Annotated in this window: 27 protein-coding genes and 1 riboswitch; of the genes, 5 read left to right on the top strand and 22 right to left on the bottom strand. The window is 40.9% G+C overall.

What is annotated here, in order from left to right; all coding sequences use genetic code 11:
- The first annotated feature begins 14 nt into the window (after positions 1-14).
- Together AC0VZ9_RS12105 and AC0VZ9_RS12100 are read left to right on the top strand one after the other, a co-directional pair.
- Positions 15-716, top strand: coding sequence for a hypothetical protein (locus AC0VZ9_RS12105; protein ID WP_251156603.1), 702 nt, complete (start codon positions 15-17; stop codon positions 714-716).
- A 132-nt stretch (positions 717-848) separates the two neighbouring features.
- Complete coding sequence (locus AC0VZ9_RS12100; RefSeq protein ID WP_071157831.1) at positions 849-1040, top strand: CsbD family protein; 192 nt, start codon at positions 849-851, stop codon at positions 1038-1040.
- A gap of 43 nt (positions 1041-1083) precedes the next feature.
- Here AC0VZ9_RS12100 and AC0VZ9_RS12095 read toward each other — a convergent pair whose 3' ends face one another.
- The 12 genes from AC0VZ9_RS12095 to AC0VZ9_RS12040 all read right to left on the bottom strand — a co-directional run bounded on the left by AC0VZ9_RS12095 (position 1084) and on the right by AC0VZ9_RS12040 (position 14061).
- Positions 1084-2070, bottom strand: coding sequence for a C40 family peptidase (locus tag AC0VZ9_RS12095; RefSeq protein WP_192908543.1), 987 nt, complete (start codon positions 2068-2070; stop codon positions 1084-1086).
- A 294-nt stretch (positions 2071-2364) separates the two neighbouring features.
- The gene (gene selB / locus AC0VZ9_RS12090; RefSeq protein WP_175502183.1) at positions 2365-4242 is read right to left on the bottom strand and encodes a selenocysteine-specific translation elongation factor; all 1878 of its coding nucleotides are present in this window, start codon (positions 4240-4242) and stop codon (positions 2365-2367) included.
- A 76-nt stretch (positions 4243-4318) separates the two neighbouring features.
- A complete protein-coding gene (coaW, locus tag AC0VZ9_RS12085; RefSeq protein ID WP_019382446.1) occupies positions 4319-5122 on the bottom strand; it encodes a type II pantothenate kinase in 804 nt (267 codons plus the stop codon).
- The gene (locus AC0VZ9_RS12080) at positions 5097-5666 is read right to left on the bottom strand and encodes a YwaF family protein (RefSeq protein WP_256814759.1); all 570 of its coding nucleotides are present in this window, start codon (positions 5664-5666) and stop codon (positions 5097-5099) included. The genes coaW and AC0VZ9_RS12080 overlap by 26 nt, the downstream gene beginning before the upstream one ends.
- Positions 5588-5848 carry a hypothetical protein gene (locus AC0VZ9_RS12075; protein WP_256814641.1) on the bottom strand — a complete coding sequence of 87 codons (261 nt, stop codon included), beginning with the start codon at positions 5846-5848 and terminating at the stop codon, positions 5588-5590. The genes AC0VZ9_RS12080 and AC0VZ9_RS12075 overlap by 79 nt, the downstream gene beginning before the upstream one ends.
- A gap of 66 nt (positions 5849-5914) precedes the next feature.
- Positions 5915-6289 (bottom strand): SET domain-containing protein, encoded by a 375-nt coding sequence (locus AC0VZ9_RS12070; protein WP_009334820.1) that lies wholly within the window; start codon positions 6287-6289, stop codon positions 5915-5917.
- Between the two features lie 35 nt (positions 6290-6324).
- The gene (locus AC0VZ9_RS12065) at positions 6325-7002 is read right to left on the bottom strand and encodes a Dph6-related ATP pyrophosphatase (protein WP_019382448.1); all 678 of its coding nucleotides are present in this window, start codon (positions 7000-7002) and stop codon (positions 6325-6327) included.
- Between the two features lie 64 nt (positions 7003-7066).
- On the bottom strand, positions 7067-10201 hold the full coding sequence (locus AC0VZ9_RS12060; RefSeq protein WP_475397433.1) for an AAA family ATPase: 3135 nt from the start codon (positions 10199-10201) through the stop codon (positions 7067-7069).
- Complete coding sequence (locus tag AC0VZ9_RS12055) at positions 10198-11343, bottom strand: exonuclease SbcCD subunit D (protein ID WP_019382450.1); 1146 nt, start codon at positions 11341-11343, stop codon at positions 10198-10200. Before AC0VZ9_RS12055 ends, AC0VZ9_RS12060 begins: the two co-directional genes overlap by 4 nt.
- Before the next feature lie 179 nt (positions 11344-11522).
- Positions 11523-12806, bottom strand: coding sequence for a Na+/H+ antiporter NhaC family protein (locus AC0VZ9_RS12050; protein ID WP_071157838.1), 1284 nt, complete (start codon positions 12804-12806; stop codon positions 11523-11525).
- 86 nt (positions 12807-12892) lie between these two features.
- A riboswitch (SAM riboswitch) is annotated at positions 12893-12997 on the bottom strand.
- Between the two features lie 161 nt (positions 12998-13158).
- Positions 13159-13743 (bottom strand): DUF421 domain-containing protein, encoded by a 585-nt coding sequence (locus AC0VZ9_RS12045; protein ID WP_019382452.1) that lies wholly within the window; start codon positions 13741-13743, stop codon positions 13159-13161.
- Positions 13744-13860: 117 nt separating this feature from the next.
- Positions 13861-14061 (bottom strand): cold-shock protein, encoded by a 201-nt coding sequence (locus AC0VZ9_RS12040; RefSeq protein WP_009334826.1) that lies wholly within the window; start codon positions 14059-14061, stop codon positions 13861-13863.
- A gap of 335 nt (positions 14062-14396) precedes the next feature.
- Between AC0VZ9_RS12040 and AC0VZ9_RS12035 the strand changes: the two genes are divergently transcribed.
- Entirely contained in the window at positions 14397-14675 is a 279-nt protein-coding gene (locus tag AC0VZ9_RS12035) for a phage holin family protein (RefSeq protein WP_372675447.1), read from the top strand.
- A gap of 52 nt (positions 14676-14727) precedes the next feature.
- On the opposite strand, the gene AC0VZ9_RS12030 is transcribed toward AC0VZ9_RS12035, so the two are convergent.
- The 4 genes from AC0VZ9_RS12030 to AC0VZ9_RS12015 form a co-directional block, all read right to left on the bottom strand.
- A complete protein-coding gene (locus tag AC0VZ9_RS12030; protein WP_019382453.1) occupies positions 14728-15054 on the bottom strand; it encodes a hypothetical protein in 327 nt (108 codons plus the stop codon).
- Positions 15055-15182: 128 nt separating this feature from the next.
- On the bottom strand, positions 15183-15938 hold the full coding sequence (locus AC0VZ9_RS12025; protein WP_372675450.1) for an SDR family oxidoreductase: 756 nt from the start codon (positions 15936-15938) through the stop codon (positions 15183-15185).
- Positions 15939-16289: 351 nt separating this feature from the next.
- Positions 16290-16439, bottom strand: coding sequence for a 50S ribosomal protein L33 (gene rpmG, locus AC0VZ9_RS12020; protein ID WP_071157840.1), 150 nt, complete (start codon positions 16437-16439; stop codon positions 16290-16292).
- A complete protein-coding gene (locus tag AC0VZ9_RS12015) occupies positions 16436-17638 on the bottom strand; it encodes a GTP-binding protein (protein ID WP_071157842.1) in 1203 nt (400 codons plus the stop codon). The genes rpmG and AC0VZ9_RS12015 overlap by 4 nt, the downstream gene beginning before the upstream one ends.
- A gap of 297 nt (positions 17639-17935) precedes the next feature.
- Between AC0VZ9_RS12015 and AC0VZ9_RS12010 the strand changes: the two genes are divergently transcribed.
- On the top strand, positions 17936-18928 hold the full coding sequence (locus tag AC0VZ9_RS12010) for a permease (RefSeq protein WP_009334831.1): 993 nt from the start codon (positions 17936-17938) through the stop codon (positions 18926-18928).
- Between the two features lie 10 nt (positions 18929-18938).
- Entirely contained in the window at positions 18939-19913 is a 975-nt protein-coding gene (locus AC0VZ9_RS12005) for a TIGR03943 family putative permease subunit (protein ID WP_256814644.1), read from the top strand.
- Positions 19914-19945: 32 nt separating this feature from the next.
- On the opposite strand, the gene AC0VZ9_RS12000 is transcribed toward AC0VZ9_RS12005, so the two are convergent.
- From AC0VZ9_RS12000 to AC0VZ9_RS11975, 6 genes are all read right to left on the bottom strand, one after another.
- Positions 19946-21634, bottom strand: a complete 1689-nt coding sequence (locus AC0VZ9_RS12000) for a methyl-accepting chemotaxis protein (RefSeq protein ID WP_256814645.1) — start codon at positions 21632-21634, stop codon at positions 19946-19948.
- Positions 21635-21999: 365 nt separating this feature from the next.
- Positions 22000-23028: a VanW family protein gene (locus AC0VZ9_RS11995; RefSeq protein WP_019382457.1), complete on the bottom strand. Its 1029-nt coding sequence runs from the start codon at positions 23026-23028 to the stop codon at positions 22000-22002.
- A 169-nt stretch (positions 23029-23197) separates the two neighbouring features.
- Positions 23198-23359 carry a hypothetical protein gene (locus AC0VZ9_RS11990; RefSeq protein WP_019382458.1) on the bottom strand — a complete coding sequence of 54 codons (162 nt, stop codon included), beginning with the start codon at positions 23357-23359 and terminating at the stop codon, positions 23198-23200.
- 23 nt (positions 23360-23382) lie between these two features.
- Positions 23383-23526 (bottom strand): hypothetical protein, encoded by a 144-nt coding sequence (locus AC0VZ9_RS11985; RefSeq protein ID WP_019382459.1) that lies wholly within the window; start codon positions 23524-23526, stop codon positions 23383-23385.
- Between the two features lie 119 nt (positions 23527-23645).
- On the bottom strand, positions 23646-25145 hold the full coding sequence (locus tag AC0VZ9_RS11980) for a sodium/proline symporter (RefSeq protein WP_019382460.1): 1500 nt from the start codon (positions 25143-25145) through the stop codon (positions 23646-23648).
- Positions 25142-25267 (bottom strand): hypothetical protein, encoded by a 126-nt coding sequence (locus AC0VZ9_RS11975; RefSeq protein WP_019382461.1) that lies wholly within the window; start codon positions 25265-25267, stop codon positions 25142-25144. The genes AC0VZ9_RS11980 and AC0VZ9_RS11975 overlap by 4 nt, the downstream gene beginning before the upstream one ends.
- Positions 25268-25271 lie beyond the last annotated feature (4 nt).

Below are 25271 nucleotides of genomic sequence, written 5' to 3'. Positions count from 1 at the left end.
AAAGGAGAATGAACATGCTCCGCAATCATACTCCCAATATGGATAACCAGATACAGCAGAAAATCACTAACCTAAAATCAGAATTAGCCAAATGTCAGTCCATGCTTAGCTCCCCTTTTAAAAGAGATGACTCAATAGAATTCGAAAATAACATGATGCAAATTAATGAATTGATCAATAAAAATGATACCTTGAGAAAGAAATTGGCTTTATTATCTGAAGAAAATAAAAAACAAAGGTCATATTTGCATAACCTACAGAAATCAGTTTATGAGCTTCATAATAAAGATTTAACAGATGAACTTTTTATAAAAGAAGATAAAGAGCTGATTTACAAATTAGAAAGACGAATTTATGAGCTTGAATTAACGTTTTGGGAAATGCATTGTAAAATTGAGAATTTGGAAAGGGAAAATGAAAGACTGATTCAAATACCTGAAAATGAAAATTCACTTCACTTATTCCATAAATCAGATTCTGGTGACACCAGCAGTGAGATCATTATATTAAAGGAAAAAAAGAGGCTTGAACAATTAGTAAGTATAGAAACGAACACAGTAACAGCCTTCAGCAAGCCAAAGCTTCAAAAAATGTCTAATAATGAAGCAGAAATTATTAATCCTGGAACTGCCCGCAATATAGAGCTTGAAAGGGCTATAAAACTTTTGGAGGGGGAAATTTTATCATTAGAAAATAAATTGAATGATCAAGAATAAAACACGTCTTTGAATAAGTCGTGTTTATTTTCTATCATTCTCCAATAAGTGTGAAGGCTGTATTTCTCAGTTAGTTTTAGAGTGCTCATTTTGGGTAAATAAGAAGTAAGCAAACACAAGGAGGAGATACTTATGAACAAAGACCAGACAAATGGAAATGTGGACCAATTAAAAGGCGAATTTAAAAAGCAATATGGCAAACTGACCAATAATGAATCCAAAGAAGCTGAAGGGAATATGGATAAATTCAAGGGACAGGCACAGGAAAAATGGGGAGATGCAAAGGAAGCCCTGTCAAAAACTTTTAATGACCGAAGAGATTAAAAAAAGTACTCAGCGCCTTAGAGCGTTGAGTACTTTTTAATGATTAAAAAGTCGTTTTCGCCCCTAAATAACGAGGCTTCCAATATGAATTATTCATATCGCTGATTTCTACACCGCGTGAAGAACCAGCATGAATGAACTTGTAATTGCCAAGGTAGATACCTGCATGTGATGGACCGGACTTGTATGTTTCAAAAAAAACCAAATCGCCCACTCTTGGTGCTGCAACATGTTTTGTCGCGCTCCAAATGGATGCTACAGTACGAGGAATAGAGATTCCCACTTTACCATATACATAGTTCAGGTAGCCGCTGCAGTCAAATCCGGCAGGTGTGCTTCCTGCCCATTCATAAGGTGAACCGATGTATTTCTTAGCTTCAGAAATCAGTTCATTCACCTTTGATGTCGTTTGGCCTGCAACCTGTGATTCTGCCGGCTTGCTTGATGCCGTACCAGATACTTTTAAAGTCTGACCAGCATAAATCAAGTCAGAAGAAAGGTTGTTCATTGCCTTTAGTTGTGAAACCGATAAGTTATGGCGAGATGCAATACCTGAAAGAGTGTCTCCTCTTTTGATGGTATAGGATCCAGTGCTTGCAGGAGCAGAAGGTGCAGCAATGTTAGCCGAACCTTTCACTTTTAGCTTTTGACCTGGATATATCGTGTCACTGCTGATTCCGTTTAAACTCTTTAGTGTACTGACGGAAAGGCCGTGTGTTCTTGCAATTCCCCATAAAGTATCGCCCGATTTCACTTTGTAGCTGACTGTACCGCCAGAAGACCCTCCTGTTGAAGCGTCATGGCTGTGCGGTGCCAGAAGAGTCAGAGCTTGTCCTTTATATATTATCGATCCTGATATATTATTCCATCTCTTTAACTCTTCAATTGAAAGATTGTTAGAGCGGGAGATTCCCCATAAGGTGTCGCCAGACTGAACTATATATTTATTTTCATGAGCACTTGCTTCTCCATTGAACGGTGTAATCAAAAAACCAGCTGTCGCAGCCATTGTAAGTAGTTGTTTCTTCAAGTTGTACACTCCTTAAATTTCTTTGACAACCTAATATTAGTAATAATTCTAGTAAAATCCTATCTGAAAATAATGGACAAATAGGTAAAATCATCTATAATTTCATGGAATTCCCTACACTGGTTAAATTGTAGTAACTTTGTCCTGTATTTATTAGTAGTTATTTCCACAATAACAGGGGTAACCGGGTAAATCTTCGTCATATTTCGGACTATTCTGATTAAACTTTCTTTTCCCCAAACAAAAAATAGATCAGCATTTTAAAGCTGATCTACTTAAAGAAAACTCCTTACTTTAAATCCATATTCTTTTATTTTCTGCTCTGCGTGTCATTCCCAAAGTATCAAGTTTTTCGAGAAAAGGAATCATATACTTTCTGGAAAGACCCAATACATCCTTTGCATTGCCCACTTCAAATTCAGCAGCTGTGCTCTTTTTCAGTTCTTCTACTGCTTTTCTAAAATGATCACCATGCCAATAGTATTGTGCATCTAGCGGTACGACGATTTCCTGGTCTTCTAAATAGCGTTTTAAATCGCCTTTGAGATTCTCTGGGATTCCTGCAGAAGCATAATATTCATCGAAAGGCTTTACTTTATAGCCATCTTTTTTTAAGTCAGCAAGAAGATTGTCAGTGCGTTTTTGCCAGCTTTTCGGTACATGCGGATAAAAACCTTTATTCTGTAAAAACTGGCCTTTTCGTTGGAACGCGCTCTCTTCAATCGCTGCATTCAAAACAAATTCAACCAGCATTTTAGGATATTTATTCTGCATTGCCTGCAGCAATTCTGCTTTATTGGCCCCTTGCTTCATTGGATTTTCCAGGTGGAACTCATTCAGGCGGTCAGCTATTTCTTCCTCTACTGCCTCTTTGATGGCTACTAAAGTGAATTCCTTGCTGTTAATACTCAGAAAATCTTCTTCTTTAAGTATTTCTTTAACCGTCAATTCATCTAGTGAGGTTTTTGCTGTAATCTCTGAAACCGTAAGTACCTTATCATCTGACAACGCCGCTTTTATGCGATCTTTCGGTGTACCTTCTTTTTTCCGGCTTAAGTTTTCAATGGTTTTTTGGCCGAACCGGTATTTTTCCCCGTTGGGATCGATAACCCAGCCCCCGCCGATAGTCTCCTGGGGACTAGGCCGTCTTAAAATGAACCTGTCTCCCCTTTTGGCGACGACTTCTTCTTCTAAACGGAGCTGGCAGAGAATTTCTCCCTCTGAATTGGATAAATCATTACGGTCAAAAAAGACGATTTTGCCCATGACCTCAGCTGTACCAATATGGCATTTGATCGGCATTCTCTGTTTGACGATATGCTCTAAATCTCCCACCATTCTTACTGCCACATCAATGGTTTTCGTGACGCTGAAATGCTCAGACGATACAAGGACCTCTCCCCGCTCAATATCCTCCTTCGAAACACCCGAAAGGTTAATGGCTGCCCTTTGCCCTGCAAATGCCGCTTTTGCAGGCTGATGATGTACCTGCAGCTGGCGTGCCCTGGTCTCAATACCATTTGGCATGATTTTCAGAAGCTGTCCTTCTTCTACTTTTCCTTCATAAACAGTTCCTCTGACTACGGTTCCCTGGCCTTTCACCGTAAATACCTGATCGATTGGAAGGCGGAATGCGCCTTTTGCATCCCGTGTGTCCCTTTCTTTCAGCGTAAGGATAATTAACTGCTTTAACTCTTCAATCCCTTTGCCTGACAAGCTATCTGTTAAAATAAATGGAACATCTTCAAAAACAGTTCCTTTCAGTTCCTCAAGAATTTCTTCTTTTACAAGGCCGGTGAACTCTTCGTCCACACGATCAATTTTTGTTATGGCGACAATGCCATTTCGGATCCCCAGAAAATCAAGAATTTCCAGATGTTCTCTTGTTTGCGGCATAACACCTTCATCTGCTGCAACAGCCAGGATGACTAAATCAATACCTGCAACACCTGCAATCATTTGCCTGATAAAACGTTCATGACCCGGTACATCCACTACTGAAATTTGAATTTCCTCATCTTCATGTAAAGGGGCAAATCCTAGTTCTATGGATATTTGCCTTTCTTTTTCTTCTTTTAGCCTATCTGTATCCACGTTTGTTAATGCTTTAGTCAATGTAGTTTTTCCATGATCGATATGGCCAGCCATACCGATTGTAAAGTATCTTTTCATCAAATCTGCCACCTGCTTCTTTTTGCATTCTTGTTCAACTGTATCCTGAAAAAAAGAATCTTTCAATCAACTGGTTTTATAAGGACAGCATCGCACCTAATGCTCCACAATACGCCCCATTTTGAATAAAGACAGGTTTCTTGCCAAGCATGGCGGTATATTTCTCTAACAGGTGCTTTAACGGGGCATTATGCCGAAGTGTGCTTCCTATATAAATTATGTATTCAATTTGGTGCTGATCTGCGGCCTGAGTGCTTAAGAGTACTATCGTTTCAGCAATCATGCTGGTTAAACTGGCAGCTTTGTCTTCCTTGCTTACTTGATCATCCTTAATTTTCCCAAAATTGCTCGCAGTCAGGCTTCCATCTAACGGTGAATCGAATGGTGAATAAATATCTTTGACCAATAAATCTGCATTCTCTGCTTTCCCGCTGGCAGCCAGCGAAACGAGCTTGGAAAAGTCACCTTCACCAGTCAGCAATCTTCCCAGTCCCATCAACGTGCCCCCGCCAATGCCGCTCCCGGTCACCCTTGAGATACTCCCGCCGTTGTTTAGGGAAATCGAGGTTCCTGTGCCTATACTTATGAAGAGAAAATTTTCATAGGATAATCCATCTTGCTTCATCAAATAGGATGCACCCATACCGCAAGACTCAAATTCAGGAACAATCCGGGCATTTTGAAAAAACTCATTTTGAAGGTATTCAGCCTTCCCGCCTGTTAAGGCAATTGGCGCATCAGCAGCAGTCATTTTCAGCCAATTCATTGAACTGTACAGCTCATCAATCGGATAGCTTTTGTAATGGATTTGACCTTGTTCTTCAAATGCCATTTTCAGCAGAGAACCTCCAGCATCAATCCCTATTTTTGCAGGTTTCATGCAGATTCCGCCTTTCCAGCTTTATTTTTCCAATCATTTTGAATGGCAGCAGCAATAATGAAAACAGCATTAATGCCGCTATCTCCAGTGTTATTATGTAATAAGGGTAAGGTCCGAAGTAATCTAATAATGAAGTATTCTCAGGCTTACGGGAAAGGAACATATAATTTCCTCCTGTTAGCTTGTTTGCGAAAAATGCCGCAGCTGCACAGAGATTCAGGAAGATAAAAGATTGGAACAGACCCTTTCCTGTTGGCCTGAATTGATGAACAAACACGAAATAAAGGCAAGTCCAAACAATTAGATTATGAGTAATAAAAAATTGAAAATAGCGAAAATGAGGAAAGCCTAAAAACAGCTCGGGAGTCAGAATGGCCATTATTGCCCCCGTGACGCCTATGTAATAGACAATCTGGAAGACGGCCTTAGATTTTGATGCCAATAATAACAAGCAAAGGACTAAGCTTATGGAGCAAAGCTGGAGCGGCAGAGTGAAGGAAAGATCCCATTTCCCGCCATGATAAAGCCAGAAATGGTAAAGCAGCTCCAGTGTAAAAGCAGCAGAAACATATACAGCCTGAATTTTTGATCAAGCCGGTATAACCCTTTTCTGAATATGAATAAAAGCGCTGATGCTGCTGCAAATAACACAATCATGGCAATATGAGGCGCGGAAAAAGACATAAAAGGGAAAGCTTTATAATCATGAGAAAATACATCGGACAAACTATTCTCTCCCTTCCGGGCTGGAGACTGCTCTCCAGGTCTGGAAAGGACTAGACTCCAATTAAATTATTTATTAAACCAAAGGGGATCATCATTATCAGCTTCCCCATTATAATTAATCAATACCTCTTCACCTGCTTTAATGTCTCTATAAGCGAAAAAGTCAAAGGTATGATTGTCAAAGTTAATATCATATACTGCATTTGGCTTGTAGGAATGGTTAAAAAGCATCCCATAGCCTAATAAAATGGCACTGTGATTTTTTCCGTATTCAAATGCATAATCAGCCAGAGCCGTTTTTTCAATATACTGATGCTCTTTGTTTGGATAAGGAAGGACCGGAGCCTCATGAATCAGTTCACCCTTCTTAATATCACGAGTAGCAAAGACTCCTCTATTATGTTCGCCATCGCTTACTGCTGATGTCTTAATTTCGATCATTTCATTACCTGCACATTCTCGTCAATGACGTTTTTTTATTTTTCAGCGAGCCTAAACTCACCAAATTCCAATTTCTTCGTGGTTTCAAGCTGAATCACTACAGGAGAGTCCAGCTGGATGCTTTTATAAAATAGCGGACCGTCATAAACAAATGTATGATACTCACCTGATTCACCCATTGGACAGACAGGCTCATCTTCAATTTTGCTTACAAAGTCTTGATTAAGTTCCTTGCCCAGCCAGGAGCTGTCCAATACATCTTCCCGGACACGTATGACTTTGGCTTTATAGCCTGATTCCGCAAAGGCCTTTAATGCCTTAAGACTATCTTTCTCCTCCATCCATAGAGGATATACCGCATCCAATCCTGCTTCGGCAGCTGTTTTTTCTCCCCATTCGCGGTGACCATCCAAGTATAGATCCCCATATGCAATGCCTGTAATCCCATATGTATCTTTTATTTTTCTTAAATCACTCACGAAACGTTCCGAGTAATCCTCAAAAGTACAATAAATAAACTCTGCAGGTATGGACAAGCTTTTAGCCTGAAGCTGGATTAATTCCTTTTTTTCACCATGCCCGAACGTTCTGCCAATTTCCTTTGGAACCGTTGTCAGAAGGCATGCAACCTCGTACCCCTGTTTTATTAGAACATCTAGAGCCAGACAGCTGTCTTTGCCGCCGCTCCATGATAAAACGACTTTCTTCCTCAACAGTCTTCACCAACTTTAATAGTATTGGAAAAAGGATAGAAGGTCTATCCTTTTTCCTTGAATCCTAATTTAAAAATTGAAACTGTGTACGGCTTCCTGTCTGGCTTGCTGTTACTTCCAGACGTGCATCAATTCTTTCCTTCAGCTCAGGAACATGAGAGATGATGCCTACAAGCCTTCCGCTGCTTTGGATTTCGATCAATGCTTCTATTGCCTGATCTAATGATTCGGGATCAAGTGTTCCAAATCCTTCATCAATGAACATCGTCTCAAGGGATACCCCTCCTGCGTATTGCTGCACCACGTCCGCCAGACCAAGAGCAAGTGCGAGCGCGGCTTTAAAGCTTTCTCCTCCAGATAAAGTTTTAACATGCCTTTCCTGTCCAGTGTATTGATCGAACACTAGCAATTCCAGGCCGCTTTGTGCGTTGCCCTTTGACCGGTCTGTTTTTCGAAGCAGCATATATCTTCCGCTAGTCATCTTTGATAAACGTCCGTTGGCTTCCCTCAGTATATCATCTAAAAAGGCCGCCAGGACAAATCGTTCAAAAGTAATTCGGTAAGTGTTCTGCCCTTTTGAAATTTCATACAAGTGCCCGATTACTTTGTACCTTTCCTCCAGGGCTTTCATATTTTCATTTATTTCTTCGATTTTTTGCATAGTCTCTTTATTTTGCTTTTTCATCATAAACAGATTTGTATATTGATCCTGCAGCAGTTTCAATTGATCATCTGTTTCCTGCAATAATAGCTGCAAGCTATCCAGGTCAGGTTTTTCAATCCCTTCCAAGAGCTGCCCCAGCTCAGCGTATCGATCATGAACAGAACGGACTTCTTCCCGATATTCCCTTACTTCACCTTCAAGCTGCCTGATCTGATCCTCTGATTTTTTGGCATCACGGTATTCTCCGTAGACTTCAAAGCCCTGGTCCTTCATGCGCTGCACAAAATTCTGCCTTTCGGCTGCAAGCTTTTGCTCGATTTTATCAGCCTGCTTTTGAAGTGTCTCCAGTTTTGCCTGTTCTGCCAAGAGGGCCGACTTTGCATCTTGATAATTCTGCTGGGATGATTCCAGCTGCCTTTGCATAATTTCAAGTTTCTCAGCAGCAGTTTTCAAACTTGACTCATAAGCATCAATAGACCGCAGGTTTTCAGGAATAGTATCCGTCATCCTCGCCAAGTTGCTTCTCTTTTCCGCATGCAAAATGGCTGCGTCATTTATTTGGTCTTGCAGCCGGTCAATTTCTGCAGTTAGAGCTTCTTTCCTCTGCTGTGTTTTTTCTAACTCAGCAGTACAGTTTTCCAGCCTTAAAGATTTCTTCTTCAGTTCAGCATGAATTTTCAGAAGATCCTTCTTTTGATCGGCAAGAGTATTTTTCAGCACAAGCAAACTTTCTTGTTTAAAGTCAGGACGGTGTTTTTGCATTTGGGCTTTGAGTTCAGCCAATCCACTCTCGCTGGAATTCATGCGGGACTGGGCTTCATAAAAAGCAGACTCCGCTTTCGCTTTCTCGGCTTCAATTTGAGCTGCCTGTTTTTTTGCTTCCTTTAGGTCTTTTTCATCCGGAATATCATGCGGAGATACAGCCGGATTTGGATGGTGTTCTGAGCCACAGACCGGACATGCCTCCCCGTTTTGCAGCCTGTTTGCCAAGATCGATGCCTGTCCATGAAGCCACTTGCCCTCCAGTTCTTCCACAAGCAGTTTGGCATCAGTCAGCCTGGATGAAGTCTGATCAAAATAATTTCTCTTATTGCTGAAGGCATTCATTGATAATTGATGCTCTTTATGCAGCTCTTCATATTTATGAAGCCGTTCTATTTCGTCTGTCAGTTTCTCCAGGTTTCGTTCATTCTCAATCTGTGCAAGCTTACTCTTTTCAATGTCCTGCTTTTCTTCAGAAAGTGTTTTTATTTGTAAATCAGCTTTTTGATGGGCTTCATCTTTCTGTCTCTTTTGAAGCCGGAGGTATTCAAGATTTTTTTCAAGAGAACGGACCAGCTTTTCCACTTTTGCATACGAGAGAATGTCCTCTTTCATATTTTGCAGGTGATTAACCTGTTCGGCAGCTTGTTTTCTTTCTTCCTCGCGGTTCTTTTCAGATTCCCATTTATCTTGCTTTTCTTTTAGGAGAGTTTCAAGAGTGCCTATATTTTTCTGAAGCTCATGAAGATCGGCATGTGCTGCATCAAGATCTTTCTTCAGTTCATGACAGAGCTGCTCCTGCTGATTAAGCAGGGCTGCTTTCTGGGCAAGAGCAATGGCATTCTCTTTGGCAGTATATTGGCCCCTAAGCCCCTCCAGCTCTTCTTTCCTTTGCTTTAGCTCTTCTTTCGTCTTCAGCTGTTTGAGTACCATTTCAGCTTCATAGAGCTTTTGCTGAAGATGATCTCTCTGTTCCTTCTTTTTCCTGCCTGCTTCTGTCAGCTCAGCAAGGCCTGCTTCCATTTCCTTAATTTCCTCTGCAAGAAGCGGCATGAGCAGGGTGTCATTAACACTTCCTGCTTCGAGGCAGGATTTCAGCTCCTCGCTATATAAAGCCTGAACCTGATTAAAATACTGATCTCTCAGTTTTATCTGTTCTTCTACCGTTCTTTTTAATTCAGTTGCATCTTCTTTTAGTTTTTCTTCTATGCTTTTGTATATTTGAGTATGGAATAACCGCTGAAGAATGACTTCCTTATCCTTGCTTTCAGAAGTTAGGAGCTTTCGGAACTCTCCCTGGGGAATCATCAGAATTTGCCTGAACTGATTGCTGTCAATGATCATAATTTCTTTTATCTTTTCATCAACATCCCTGACATTTGAAGCCAGGAGCTTTTGCTCTCCATTTTCACCATACATATACAGTTCTGCTTTGGCACTTACTGTCGTCGTGCCATCGCCGCGCTCTTTTTTCTTTTCCTGCTGAGGAGACCTAGTAATATAATATCTTTTATTTCTTAAAATGAATTCGAGGGAAATCTCGGTTAGTGTATTATTTTTCGCAAACTGGCTTCGAAGTTCGGGGCCATTTCGATCCTCCCCGCTCGCCTTTCCGTAAATCGCATAGCTGATGCCGTCAAAAATAGTGGTTTTACCTGAACCCGTCTTTCCGGAGATGACAAACATGGTCCGATTTCCAAGTTCCGTAAAATCAATGCTCTCACTGTCTGCGTAGGGGCCGAACGCCTGCATCGTTAATTTTAATGGCTTCATTTCAGCGCCTCCTCCCTTAGCACTTTTTCGATCACATCGGTCATAACCTGCTGTTTATCTTCTGTAAATTCGGAAGTGGTCATTTGTTCATAGAATTGTTTAAACAGATCAAGCTCCGACTTTTTCTCTTCCTTCATCGAAAGGAAGGAGCTTTTTTTCTTCATATCTGTAACGGCTATCCTTCTTTCAAGGTGAAGAACATTTGGGTAGACCTGTCTCAGCTTATTAATCGGATCAAGCAATGCGCCTTCATCAAAAAGGGTGATTTTCAGATAGTCATCAAGGTTCTGTTTTTCATAGAAAGCTGGATCCATCAGTTCATCCAGATGCCCTTCGATCTCTCTCAAGTCTTTTTTAGGCTTTAATGAACGAGTACGCAAGTCAAATTCACCATTCTCCTTCATTTCTATAATAGAAATGGATTTTTCCTGTTTAGCTTCGGAAAAAGAATATTTTAATAGGGAGCCTGAATAGCGGATCTTGTCATGCTTTATGGCATCAGGACTATGCAAATGACCAAGTGCCGTATAGGAGAAAGGATCAAAGCTGCTTGAATGGACACAGCCTGATCCTCCGACAGAGAGGGTCCTCTCCGAATCACTGGTAGCACCGCCCAATACAAAAGCATGTCCGACAAGAACGTTCGGTTCATTTGGATTCAGGTACTCTTCAATTCTGTTCACAATTGCCTTCATTGCATCATCATGGGAATGCACACGGTCGTCATCAAGCAAATGCCTGACCATTCCGGGTTCAGCATACGGAACCAGATAAAAGTTCACACCATTAATATGTATGGGCCTAAAATCATTTACCAGTTTTCCAGACAGGTAGAACTTGCTTTGTTTGTACCAGGAGCTACCAAAGGACAGCCTTTCAGCGCTGTCATGGTTTCCTCCTATGGCAACCACAGGTGTATTGAGCTCTACATTTATTTTAAAAAGGATTTCATTCAGCAATTCTACAGCATCAGTCGGAGGTACGGAACGGTCATATAAGTCTCCTGCAATAACGACTGCATCCGGCTTTTCTTCCTCTACCACATCAATAAATTGATGCAAAAAATGACGCTGATCTCCGGTCATATATACACCATGGACCAGCTTGCCCAAATGCCAATCAGCGGTATGGATAAATTTCATATCTAACACCCTCTTTTCCTTGCCTGAGATTCTTTCTGCAATGTTACCATTATACCAAATCAAAAAACGGCAATGGCTCAGCAAAATTTGACAGAACATTCGTTCTAATTATATCAGAGATTATTTCCAAAACATAGCATTATTCGAAAAGAAAAAGAGCCCAACAAAGGCTCTTTCATCTATTGCTTTTTTAGCTTAGGGAAGTTAATCAAAATGGCAATAACACCGCAAATGCCAATTAATATTGGATAAATGGAATATGCCATGATGCTCACCGGCGAAATGGCAGCGAGCCCGGAAGCAGCCAGCATCTGTGCCCCATATGGGATAGTCCCTTGTACAAAACAGGCAAATATATCAAGAATACTTGCTGATTTACGTGGGTCAATCTCATATTGATCTGCAATTTTTTTGGCAAGCGGCCCTGCAATAATGATGGCAATTGTGTTATTGGCTGTAGATAAATTTGTCAGGGTGACAAGTGACGCAATACCAAATTCAGCTCCCCTGCGAGATTTTATTTTGCTTGTAGCCATGTGAAGCAAGTAATCGATTCCCCCATTAAATCGGATGATCTCAACCAATCCGCCAATGAGGATGGCAATTATCGCAAGGGTCTGCATACCAGCCATTCCTTCAGCAATCATTTGCAGGAATGAAACAAAGGTATAGCTGCCGTCTGCAATTCCGATCAGCCCTGCAAGAAGGATACCCCCGCTAAGGACAAGAATGACATTCATGCCAAGCAAAGCTGCAGCCAATACGCCAAGATAAGGGATTACTTTCAAAAAGCTGTAATCCCCGCTGGTTACCACGCTTTCCTGACCTGCTGTTAAAATCCCAAGAATCAAAGCCGTAAGCAATGCAGCAGGCAGGACGATTAAGAAATTCACACGGAATTTATCGGTCATTCTCGTTCCTTGTGTCCTGACCGCTGCAATGGTCGTATCAGAAATGACGGAAAGATTATCCCCGAACATGGCACCGCCTATTATTGCTGCCATGGCCAATGCGACGGAAATATCTGTCTCCGCAGAAAGAGCTACACCAATTGGAGCGAGAGCTACAACTGTCCCCATTGATGTTCCCATTGATAATGAAATAAAGCATGCAATGATAAAAATTCCGACCATAAGCAGATTCTGCGGGATAAAAGAGAGTGCAAGGTTCACTGTTGAATCAACTGCACCCATACCTTTAGCTGTACCAGAAAAGGCCCCTGCCAGGATAAAAATGATGGACATTAATATAATATCGGGATGACCTGCCCCTTTAGTGAATATCTCTACTTTTTCCATGAATGGCTTTTTTCTGTTCATTGCCAGTGCTATTCCGGCTGTAGCGGATACAATGACAATGATTGGAATGCTATTGAAATCTCCTGTTGCTATGCCGCTTCCAATAAAAATTAGAAGGAAAGCCAAAAGCGGCAATAATGCCCAGGGATTGCCCTTGTTTTTCATTAAAAATCTCCTCTCCGAATGGATTTTCCAGCAAAATAAAAAGACCTCTTCAAGCAAGAAGAGATCTTAACAAATCAATCGTTCTCTTCTTATCTGCCAAGCACCTATGCTTGCTGGATTTGGCACAGCGCTCTATAGAGCCCGCTGCCGAGACATCTTCGGGCCAGTCCCTCAGTCTCTCTTGATAAGTGATTTATATGAAATTATTCTGAAATAACTCACGCTTGAAAATTATACAGGAAACTCGCGAAACTTCAAGCACTTTTTTGTTATAGATTAAGAATCTGAATAATACTTTAAAAGGGGAAAGATGGGGATTATGAATTTAAAAAAGCCGCAATGCGGCTTAAAATTAGTGCAGATCTTTTGAATTTGGCGGGGAATGCCCCTTTTTCAGCTCCTGAAATATATCACCTGATGCTTGTGGTGCAGGCTGAACGGGTGACTGCAAAATCATTTCTCCTATCAGCCTTTTAAATTCTCCAACAGTCAAAGGCTTCGCATCATTCATTAACTCATACCCAAGCTGTCCATTCGGTTCAAGCGTAGCCATTTTGACATCTGAAATTTTTGTGATTCCGTTGGTTCTAAGCCTCATTTCCAGCTGATCAGCTGTAAAGCGCAGCTTCCTCATATTTGCTGTTTTTAGCTTCCCGTCCTCAATCACAATTTTGGATTTGCCCGTTATAAATTTTTCAATAAAATTAAACTTTACCTGCAGATATTCCATTAATATTAATGATCCGATTAAGATAGCTGCTGCCACAATCGTTTTCCAAACACTTGTCTCAATGATCGGCTGAATGATAATGGTACCTATTGAAATCATCACAACTGTTTGAGCTAATGTCATTTGCGAAATGGATTTTCTTCCGGCCACACGTAAAAGCAATACCCCTGAAAAAATTAAAAGGACTGATTCCCATAAAAAATCCATCTTATACCACCTTCCCTTTTTCCCATAGGTTGTGGCATAGCATGTACTTATATACAATCGTTGATAAATAAAACAGCCTGACCAAATGGCCAGGCTGTTTTTGTATGGGTCTGTCGATTATAGTTTAGTTACGTTAGCTGCTTGAGGTCCGCGTGCACCTTCAACAACTTCGAAAGAAACTTCTTGGCCTTCTTCTAAAGATTTGAAACCTTCAGATTGGATAGCAGAGTAATGTACGAATACGTCGTTTCCGTCTTCACCTTCGATGAATCCGAAACCTTTTTCAGCATTGAACCATTTTACTTTACCGTTTTTCATGAAAAAAATCCTCCTATTGGCTAGAAAAAGCCATGTGTAAATTCACCATATACACGCTTATAACTTTACGTTCATTACTCATCCAGACCATTGCCTAACGGTTGAAAAAGCAGCTAGCAAAATATAACACGATGCATAACGGCTGATTCAAATTTAGCACTTATAGGAAGGAATGTCAACTATACCACCCGTTTGCAAAAGGAATTTTCAAACTATTTCGTCTTCCGTAGATTCCAAAATGTGTAAATCTATCATGATATATCTACCATTTTAGAGACAATCAGACAAACAAATTATATGATGCATTCATAAAATATAGAAAACAGGATCAGGAGGTGAGTGGATTGAACTTACTGGATTTTTTAAACCAGAATTATTACATGCTGGTCCCGGCCTTGTGGGTAATTGGGTATGCATTGAAACAGACACCAAAAATTCCTGATTGGTCCATCGTATGGATTCTTGTAATCATTTCTGTTTCCGCAGGCAGCCTGGCATTTGGCTTTTCTTTTGAAGGGCTCCTTAACGGAATCGTTGCAGCAGGCGTTGCGGTGCTTGGACATCAAATGATGAAACAGACTATAGAAGGTGCATATAGCAATAAAAAGAATTAGATGATATCAAAAAAGGTTCATCCCAATTAGGATGAACTTTTTATTTACTCTATTATTTTAAGCTGGCCAGAACTTTTTCAATATACTCACCAGTCATTTCCTGTGCTTTTGCCAAACTGTATACATGATTCGATGCCCAGTAATCATAAAGCCTGGCAAGATCATTTCGGTCATATACTTTATTCGCAAATGTGCTGAAGAAATAAACGATCAGGACATTCACGACATTTGCCGGCAGCTGTTTTCTGTTTGCAAGCGTGCCCAAAGCGATTTTTTCCAATCCTCTAATATTACCGCCTGTTAAGTATTCAACCATCTCAAGCGGGGAGGAAGTTTCACACTTTTGAATAAAATCAGGGTCATTTAATAAATTTAACATAGGTCTCTCCCCTCTATAACTTCTATTTATACACATTTGGAGGAGATCAATAAACCCTTTTGGGTATTTTGTATCAAAAATGATATAAATAGCTGAGATTTGTTAAATAAATGTCACTTGCTTTTAGGTTAACCGCGAATGAACCCTCCCTCGGAATGGATCACCTGCCCTGTTATCCACTTTGACTCTTCACTTGCCAGAAATGCTGCAAGATTGGCTGCGTCTTCAGGCTGGCCGATTCTGCCGGCTGGAAATTTAGGCAATAGGTGATTTCTTATGCCTTCATCCATCCATGTAGAGTCTGTTGGACCAGGGTTAATCGCATTGACGGTTATTCCTAAATGAGCAATTTCTGTTGACAGAGATCTGGTAAACGCCGTGATGGCTGCTTTAGTAGAAGCATAAGCCAATTCACCGGGCATTGGACCCAGCTCTTGTCCGGAAGTCATATTAATGATTCGACCGTAAGGCAAATTCCAATCCGGAAATCTTTTGGCAAATTCAGTGCAGAGAAGAAATAGGGCTCTCATATTAACCGCATAGTGTGCGTCCAGTGTTTTTGCATCAAGCTCCAGATATCCATCTCTTGTTGAATGAGCTGCATTATTAACAAGTATCATCGGCTTTCCAACTATCAAGGCAGCAGATTCAAGCACCTTTTCTGCTGATTGAACATCCGATAAGTCTGCTTCAAGACCTTTGCATTCAACCCCGATTTCCGATATCTCATTGCTGAATACTTTTTCCCAATGGGGCTCGGCATCCCAATAAGTAAAGAATATGTTAAAATTTTGAATAGCCAGCTTTCGGCATATAGCAGCACCTATGCCTTTATGGCTGCTGACACCTGTAACAATAACAGTCTTATTCTGTTGATTCATCAGCTTTCCCTCCAATTTGGCCTGCTGCGGGGTAGCCAGGAGATAAAGATTCCAATAAAAAAGCAGATACACAACAAGGTATCAGCCAGCTTATGGTTTAAGAATTCACAGCAGGGCATACCTTGTTTTCATCATTTTTAAAAATAGAGAGACCTTTCCGACATTATGAGAAAACTGCTCTATTTTAGCTAAAAATGATTACATGTTCTGCCACATAATAGAATCTCAATTCCCCTTCCGTATATCTCCTAGTTTGAGAATATCTGCAGGGCCGGGAAAAATCAACATAATTTTTCAGATTGCTCTGTTAGTTTCCGTCAGAGCTCATCCGGACATTAAAAGGAAACGATTATGTTATTTTGTCTCCCTGTGCAGGGTGTGTTTTTTTAGCTTTGGAGAGTATTTCATTAATTCAATCCTATGTGGATTATTTCTATTATTTTTGGTTGTTATATAGTTGCGATCCCCTGTTTCAATGCATGCCAAAGTAATTTTCACTTTCATACTATTTCCTCCATCCTAGTAGAATTAAAAGGTGGCAGCCTGTCAGCCAGCCTGCTCCAGGCTGAACTCATTTCTTTGTCGGTTAGTAAACAATCATCCAGGCTTGATGCAACCTCTTCTTGTTTCATATCCATGCCAATGAATACAAGCTCTGTCATTCTGTCTCCAAATTCCTTATCCCATCTAATAAGAAGTTCTGGGTCATTTTTTAAAATTTCGTTTCTTTCCACTTCTGGAAGGGCTGCTATCCATTCCCCGGCACCTTGCAGTGTTATGGATGGCCCTGCCTGAGACAGGAGCCCAGCCATGTCATTTCGGGAAGCCAGCCAGAAAAAGCCTTTGGCTCTCACAATATCTGCAGGGAATTCTTCTAGCCATTGCATGAATCTTTCTGGATGGAAAGGCCTTTTCCTTCTATATACAAAGGATGAAATTCCATATTCTTCAGTTTCCGGTGTATGTTCCTCATTAAGCTCCTTAATCCAGCCTGCTCCCTGGCTCGCCGTTTCAAAATCAAAAAGACGAGTATGAAGGATCTCTTCCGGTTCAACCCCTGAATTTACGGCATTAATAATTTTCGCTTCAGGATTTAACTTTTCTAATATAGCCCTAAGCTCATCAGCGCTTTCCGGATCAACCAAATCCATCTTGTTCAGCACTATAACATTTGCGAATTCTATTTGATCAATTAATAAGTCAACAATTTCCCGAACGTCACTTTCATCTGTGCCCTGTTTGCGGTCCAGCAGAGTTTCTCCGGATGCAAAGTCATGCCAAAAACGATTTGCATCTACAACTGTAACCATGGTGTCAAGAGTGCACCATTTTGAAAGGTTAATACCCAAACTTTCATCCATATAAGTAAAAGTCTGGGCAATCGGAATAGGTTCTGAGATGCCTGAGGATTCAATCAGGATATAATCGATATCCCCTTCTTTAACCAGCCTTTCCACTTCTATCATTAAGTCTTCTCTCAGGGTACAGCAGATACAGCCGTTTTGAAGCTCAACCAGCTTTTCATCGGTTCTGGTAAAACCGCCTTTTTTTACCATGGATGCGTCTATGTTGACTTCACTCATATCGTTTACAATCACTGCAATTTTCTGATTGCTGCGATTATGTAGTATGTGGTTGAGCAGAGTGGTCTTTCCTGAACCTAAATAGCCGCTCAGTACAGTGACGGGTAACTTCTTTATCATGGATTCTCTCCTTTTCGGTATAAATAGTAATTATTACGATTTATTTTTGATTACTCCCCCTCACCCTGATTAGATATAGTGTTTACTCGAGAATATTGGTGGATTTTTATTAAATCGTAATTGTTACGATTTAAATCATATTAAAATTTTCTTTCGATTGCAAGGATAGACTTTATATTTTTTTATCCTCCAATTCTCCTATCCTTTCAAAATGCTCATAATCCCATTTACAATATCATAAAATTAATATAGAGTATAAAACGAAATCATTACGATTTTTAAACACAGGAGGATACTATGAATCGAGTTGTTCGCAGCCATATCATTGATATAACGGGCATAATTTTGATAGCCATTCTGGTATATTTAATATCTTTCAGCTCTGGCTTAGGTTTATCTTTTGATATTCCCCCTTCTCTGTTAAATTTGAATGTTATCTTTATCAGCATCTTAATAGAAGCGTTGCCTTTTGTCCTGATAGGTGTGCTGATTGCAGGGTTTATCCAAATTTTCATTACAGAAGACCATATAAAAAGGTGGATACCGAAAAATAGAACGGCTGCTGTTGTCATGAGCTGCGTGGCGGGCGCCCTTTTTCCAGCGTGTGAATGCGGAATTGTCCCCATTATCCGCCGTCTTATGTCCAAGGGTGTTCCAGTATATGCAGCGATTGGTTTTATGCTGACTGGGCCCTTGATTAATCCCATCGTCATTGCTTCTACATACATGGCTTTTGGAAACGATTTTGAAATGGCGGGCTTAAGAATGGGACTTGGATTCCTAATTGCTATAATAGTCGCCTTTAGTGTGAGCATCTTCTTTAAGTCCGGGCAATTGAAAAATAATCTTCATTTACCCCACAGCAGCGAATACAATCGTTCTTTCCTGGACCGGATTTGGTCGATGCTGACTCATTCAATCGATGAATTTTTTGACATGGCCAAATATTTAATAATTGGTGCTTTATTAGCTTCCATTGTACAAGTCTATATGCCCGCAAAAACATTTCTTCAAAATGCTGATAATCCGGTTGTATCCTTGCTGATCATGATGGGCTTTGCTTATGTGTTGTCACTATGCTCAGAGGCAGACGCTTTTATTGGTGCCTCATTCAGCAGCATATTTCCTAAGTCTTCCGTACTGGGGTTCCTGATCTTTGGTCCAATGATCGATTTTAAAAATACAATCATGATGCTTAGTGTGTTTCGGATGAAGTTTGTTCTTGGGGTATTAGCGCTGACTGCTTCCGTTGTCTTTTTCACGCTGGTTCTTGTACAGAATTTCATTTAGGAGGATTGCTATGAAAATCCATTTTCAGCAGGCATTGAGGGCGCTGATTCTACTGGCTTTTTGCGGACTGATTTTTCAGCTTCATTATACAGGCGATATAACCAAATATATTAATCCGAAGTATGTCCGCTTAAGTCAATCCGCTTCCATACTGTTTTTATTTTTATTTTTTATTCAGATTACCAGGATATGGAGTTCCAAAAGAGAAAAAGAGGATCACGAACACCATCACGGCGAGGATTGCTGCCACCATGACCATCATAGCTGTTCTCATCACCATGATCATGGTGATACACCGTTTACAGGTAAAAAGCTGCTTTCATACTCTATTATATTATTTCCACTTTTAACAGGATTCTTCTTACCCGCGAGGACGCTTGATGCTTCAATTGCTGAAAAGAAAGGCGGGCTGGCCATACTTGGGAATCAAAAACAAGAGGTGAATACATCGGCAGGCTCTGAAGAATCAGACTTTGACCTTGAAGACTATTCTTTTGAAGAAGAGCTGGAAGAAGTTGAGGAGCTGGAACATGACCTGTCTGTAAATGAAGAAGTAGAGGAAATATCCAATGAAGAGTTTGAGCAATTAAAAAAGGACCTTTATTCGGCTTCTGCTATTAAGATGGATGATAAAGTTTTTAGCTTGTATTATGAGGAAATCAGTAAGGATATTGATAAATTCATCGGCAGGGAAATTGAATTTCAGGGATTTATATATAAAGAAGAAGGACTTGCTTCCAATCAGCTTGTCATTTCGAGGTTTTTGATTACGCATTGTGTGGCAGATGCAAGTATAATTGGCTTTCTTTCAGAAATGGAGGAAGCTCCGGAACTCTATGATAATATGTGGGTTAAAGTTAGCGGAGTCATAGATAAGGCATCCTATAATGGGACGGAGCTTCCTCTGATTAAAATTAAGGAATGGAAAGAAATTGAGGAGCCGTTTATTCCATATCTGTATCCCTTAACCATTAAAGTCTTATAGTACAAATCAAAAGGGACTCAGCTGAGTCCCTTTTATAATTTAAATCTCGATACAACCTCCTGCAGTTCTTCCGCAAGCTTTGCAAGTGATCCTGCTGAAGTTGATACTTCTTCCATTGTCGCGAGCTGTTCTTCTGTTGCGGCAGAAGTTTCCTGTGAAGCTGCTGCATTTTTTTCTGAAATGTCCTGCACATTTGTCATGACTTCAATGATCTGGCTGGTTAAGGCAGTCAGTTCCTCCACTGAGGATGAAACTTCCTCGACTTTATATGTTACATTACCCATTGAATCGGCGATTTCGGCAAAAGCAGCACTTGCTTCCATCGTGTCTTCAAGGCCTTCTTTTACCTGCTCATTCCCTTTCTCCATTGCCTGAACGGCCTGCTTTGTTTCTTCCTGAACAAGTCCGATCATTTGCTGAATCTGAACAGCAGATTGTTTGGAACCCTCTGCCAGTTTGCGGACTTCATCGGCGACAACCGAAAAGCCCCTGCCATGCTCACCAGCCCTTGCAGCTTCAATGGCAGCATTGAGTGCAAGCAAATTGGTCTGCTCGGCGATAGTGGTGATCAGTTCCACAATATTGCTTATTTCTCTTGATCGGGATTCGAGCGTATAAATATACTGTGTGGCATCGCCTACCGAAATATTTATTTCATTCATCTGCCTTACAACATTTTCGACTGATTTAGTGCCTTTTTTAGTTAAGAAATCAGTTTTTTCTGCTGCTTCAAGCATCAGCTCGCTGCTTGATGAGATCTGCTGCATTCCGGAAGCAATCTCCTCCATTGAAGAGGATACCTCTCTAAAACGGTAAAGCTGCTGTTCAGTGCCAAGGGCATTTTTTTGTGAAATAGCAGCAACCTGTTCTGAAGCCAATGAACTTTCCTCTGCACTCGCAGCCAGTTCCTCACTGCTTGATGCAACTTGTTCTGAAGTGCTTCTTACCTGGCTGACCACAGATCTCAAGTCTTTTACCATCTTATTTAAAGATAAAATAAACGCTCCTATTTCATCCCTGTTTTTCACTTTAATGGAGCTCTGGCTTAAATCTCCTCCAGCCACCTTGTCTATCGTGGCTGCAGCCTGATTTATCGGCCTTGAAATCATTCTGCTTATAAAATAAGCGATCGCCATCGCAGCCAGAATGGCTGCAATCGTAATGATTAAAGTAATGACCTGAGCGGATTTTACGCTGGATACTGTTTCATTTATCCCGGCATCTAATTGGGATTCGTAAAATTTTACAAGTTCATCCGCTTTTTTGTTAAAATCCTGGCTGACCTGTTTATCAGAGGTTTCAACTAATGACATGTATGCATTATTATCTTCCAGCTTAAACTTAATTTCCTTATCAATAATGCTCTGGTAGCGATCATGGAGCACTTTCAGCTCTTTCGCCAGCGCCTTTTCTTCTTTATTGGCGGTTAATTTATTCAGTTCATTAATATGATGTTCCATCCTCTTGCGGGAACTTTCATAGTCACTGAGATATGTAGAGTCGCCTGTCAGGAGGTAGCCTCGGATTCCCCCTGCTTCATTCATAAGCTCTGCCTTCAGGGTTTTTACAAGCATCACTTCAGAGACACTTTCATCTAGTAAGCTTTGATAATTTCGGTTAACGTTACCGAGTTCATAATTCGATAAACCGGCTACAAGACCAAATAATAAAAGGACAGATAAAAACCCGAGGAACAGTTTTTTTGCCACAGATAATTTCATGACTTTCCTCTTTTCCAGATAAAATAGGATATTCTACTTATAATTTAACATGAACACACCTGGTAAGTCAGGTCCTTTTTACCTATCAGCTCATGTATTTACAGAAAATTCTCTTCCTTTCTCATTATTTGCATATAACAAAGAAAATGCCGCTAATCCGGCTGGCAGATTAGCGGCGACTATGCAGACCAAAGATCCTTAGGGAGGAGATCTTCTATATTATTGTATTAAGAGGGACTAAAAAGGTGTGGACAAACCCCTCCGCTTTTTGCTTATTTTTTCAGCAATTTATTCTGTCAATGCAAGAGTGGTTTAAAAACAAGACAGGCACCTTACCGGAAACCTGGTATAGGTGCATGCTGCCATCATACTGCTTTCTTCAGTAATCCTTCATATTTTTTTGCCGTTCTGATTTCAATCGTTAAAACACCATTTCCAAAGTTTGCTTTTACAAGAAGAGGGATGCCCGTAGTATTTTCAAATCTGAAGTCTTTTCCTCCATAGGACACGGTTGCATCCCTGCCCTTAGGGACATAGCCCACCGTCACGGAATGGTGGTGTTTTTCGACATAGCTGACCCCGACTTTATCGACGGCATTGAAAAGTGTGGAGGATGTTTGGCAAATACCGCCGCCAATGCCCATCACGAGCTTGCCATTAATGGCTTCTTCAGCAGGCTGATATCCATGAGCTTCATCACTGGGACCCACAGTTGTATTAAAAGAAAAATGATCTCCGACACCTAGAATAATATTATTAATGGCTTCTGCAGAGAGTTCAATATTTTTTGTTCTGCCTGCCACACCACTGTTAAAACGGGTTGTATATGACGCAACGACCACTTCACCCAGATAGGGTACATCTGCAGGGTCATATCCACTTTCAGATACATAGAGCGGCAGTTCGACATCGCCTCCGCTTACAGACGAATCAATAATCCTCTGCACCAATTCACTTTCTTCAAGGATAATTTCAGGCTGCCCCTTAATAATTTTCCCATCCGGACCTAATTTATCAAGGGTCATTCTTTGATCATACCCTTGCTTTGCATCCGTGCCCCGTGCTATTTCTTTAGCCCATTGGGCAAGTTCTGCCTTATATTTTTCATCTTCACCTCCAAAGCCCATCTCAGCAGGGCTGAAGGTTTTAAGTACTGCTTTTGTATTGGGATCGATCACATTGACCACAACCGGTTTTACTTCTTCCTTCTTTTCTTCCTCTTTGGCCTGCTCCTCTGCTTTTGCCTCCTCTTTGGACTTTTCTTCATCTTCTTTAGCCTTTTCCGCTGTCTTTTTCTCCAGCTCATTATCGCCGGCAACTTTACCTGAACACCCGGCTAATCCTATGAAACAGACAATCAACAAAAGTGATATTCCCCATTTTCGCTTACTCATTTTTCCCCCAGCTTTTTAAATATTAGCTTCCTCTCTCTATTTAGGAAACTGTTTCCATTTTCTAATTGTATTCACCGGCGATATGAGGTATTCCTGCATTGCTGCAAGTTAAGTTGTACCTTTTTTACTATTTAAAAACGCCTGCGGGTTGCAGACGTTTTACAAGCTATTATACTCCTCCGCAGCCGGACGGATTTTCCCGTTCTTTTTCATGAGAATTAACTTCACTTTCTGAAACAGATTCTAAACCATAGCCTGTTGAACTGATTTCAAGCACTTCTTCAGCCGTTTCAACTTTTGATTTTTCATTTTCATCTTTGTCCCATTTCATGCTAAAACCTCCCTATTTCTTACTTAACCTTTTATCCCATGAAGCCATTCACTATAACATTCTTTGCAGAGGATTTCTTCCCGTTCATTTTCTGCCATATCAAACGAAATCAAATGCATTTGTTTGTCCGTGATCTCTTTCGTACAATAAAAACACGTTTCTCTCATGAATAATCCTCCCTATTTGAAAGTGTTTTTATTTTGGGATCAGTGGTGCTTATTTATTCATGAAAAGTACCAGGCACCTATACCATGTTGTTAAAGCGGTATAGGTGCCTGGCGCCATTTTATGAGAAGTTAGCTGCTGCCGGATCTTCGGTTTTGGCAGATCCTTTTGGCTTATCTTCAAAGATTGGGCTTGATGCAGGCTTTGTGATAAGGGAGATACCAACTAATGATATGGTCGAGATGATCATAGCAATCGCCCCTGTATCAAGTGCTGGAACATAAATTCCTTTTACTTTCAGAATGTATAGACCAAGGCTGGAGATGAACCCTAAAGCAGATGAACAAATAGCAGCTGTCTTCGTTGCACGCCTCCACAATAGGCCGATGCTTAATACAGGCAGCAATGATGCTGAGAAGATACCCCATGATGCATTGCCCAGCCAGCCAACGAGATCAGGGGGATTTAGGGAAAGCAGGAATGTGACAGCTATAATCGCAAGAGTGAACCATCTGGATAGCGCCAATTCCTTTTTCTCAGACAGTTTTTCACCTTTCTTAATGATCTGCTGGTAGATGTCCCTTACAATCGATGAACTCGCGACTAGAAGAAATGCTTCGCTAGTCGACATGATCGCTGCCATGACAGCAGCAAATATGATTCCTGCAACAACAGGCGGGAAAAAGTTTTCGATAAACATCGGCGCCACCATATCAGGAGTTGCCGGTGCTGCCATTTCTCCGCGATTTACCATTACTCGTGTATAAAGGCCAACAAACCACAATAAAGCTGTTATCGCGTAAGTTGAAGCCGCAATAATACAAGCCCACTTTAGCATGGAAATTTTTCTGATCATATAGAATTTGGTTACAACATGCGGCTGGCCCTGATGACCGATTACATAAATAAAGAAATAGGATATGAAAGCAAAAATTCCGATTGGGCCTGTAGTATGGAAGGCCTGAACCATATCAGGATTAATAGCTGTCAGCTCAGCATTCATTTGGGACATGCCGCCAACCATTTTCATTCCGCCTATAAAAACAATTAAAGCGCCCGCAATCATGACAATCATTTGAATAAAGTCTGTCCAGACGGCACTGATCATTCCTCCGCCGACAACATATACCGTTAAAATGGCCACTCCTATAAATAAAGCAAGCTTATAATCAACCCCTAATACGGTTTCAAGCATATTGCCCAATGCTTTATATTGAGCCATCTGATAGCCAATTGCTCCGCCAAGGATGGCAAGTGCAGTAATGCCCCGCACAGTTTTGCTGTTATAGCGGATTTCCAATAAGTCCGGAATGGTCAGTGCGCCAAATTTTTGTGTAATTCTCCTCATCGGCTTTGCCAATATCAGGAAGCTTACAAAGATTCCGGCAGTGGCAAAAATACCGATCATAAAAATGGCATAGCCATGCTCATATACCAGCCCGGTCAGTCCAATAAAACCGTAACCTGACATGGTTGTGGAAGAAACAGCCAAAGCGACCAGCCACGGGCCAAATCTCCGCCCCCCGGTATAGAAGGTGTCCATGTCTTTTTGGTGTCTCATGGACAATAACCCGATAACGAGTATGACAAGAAGATAAATAATTCCGATGGCCAATATCATAAAGCATCCTCCTCTTCCCCTGAATTTTTAAATGCCAATACTCCCCATATACCTGCGGCTGCCAATGACAGCGGCCAAAAACCAAATAACATAAAAGTCATTAATGGCGATAATCCAAACATACCA

This window comes from Cytobacillus sp. QJM3NY_8 (assembly GCF_056173585.1).
Note: the sequence above shows the minus strand (reverse complement) of the source record. Positions and strands in the feature narration are given on the sequence as shown.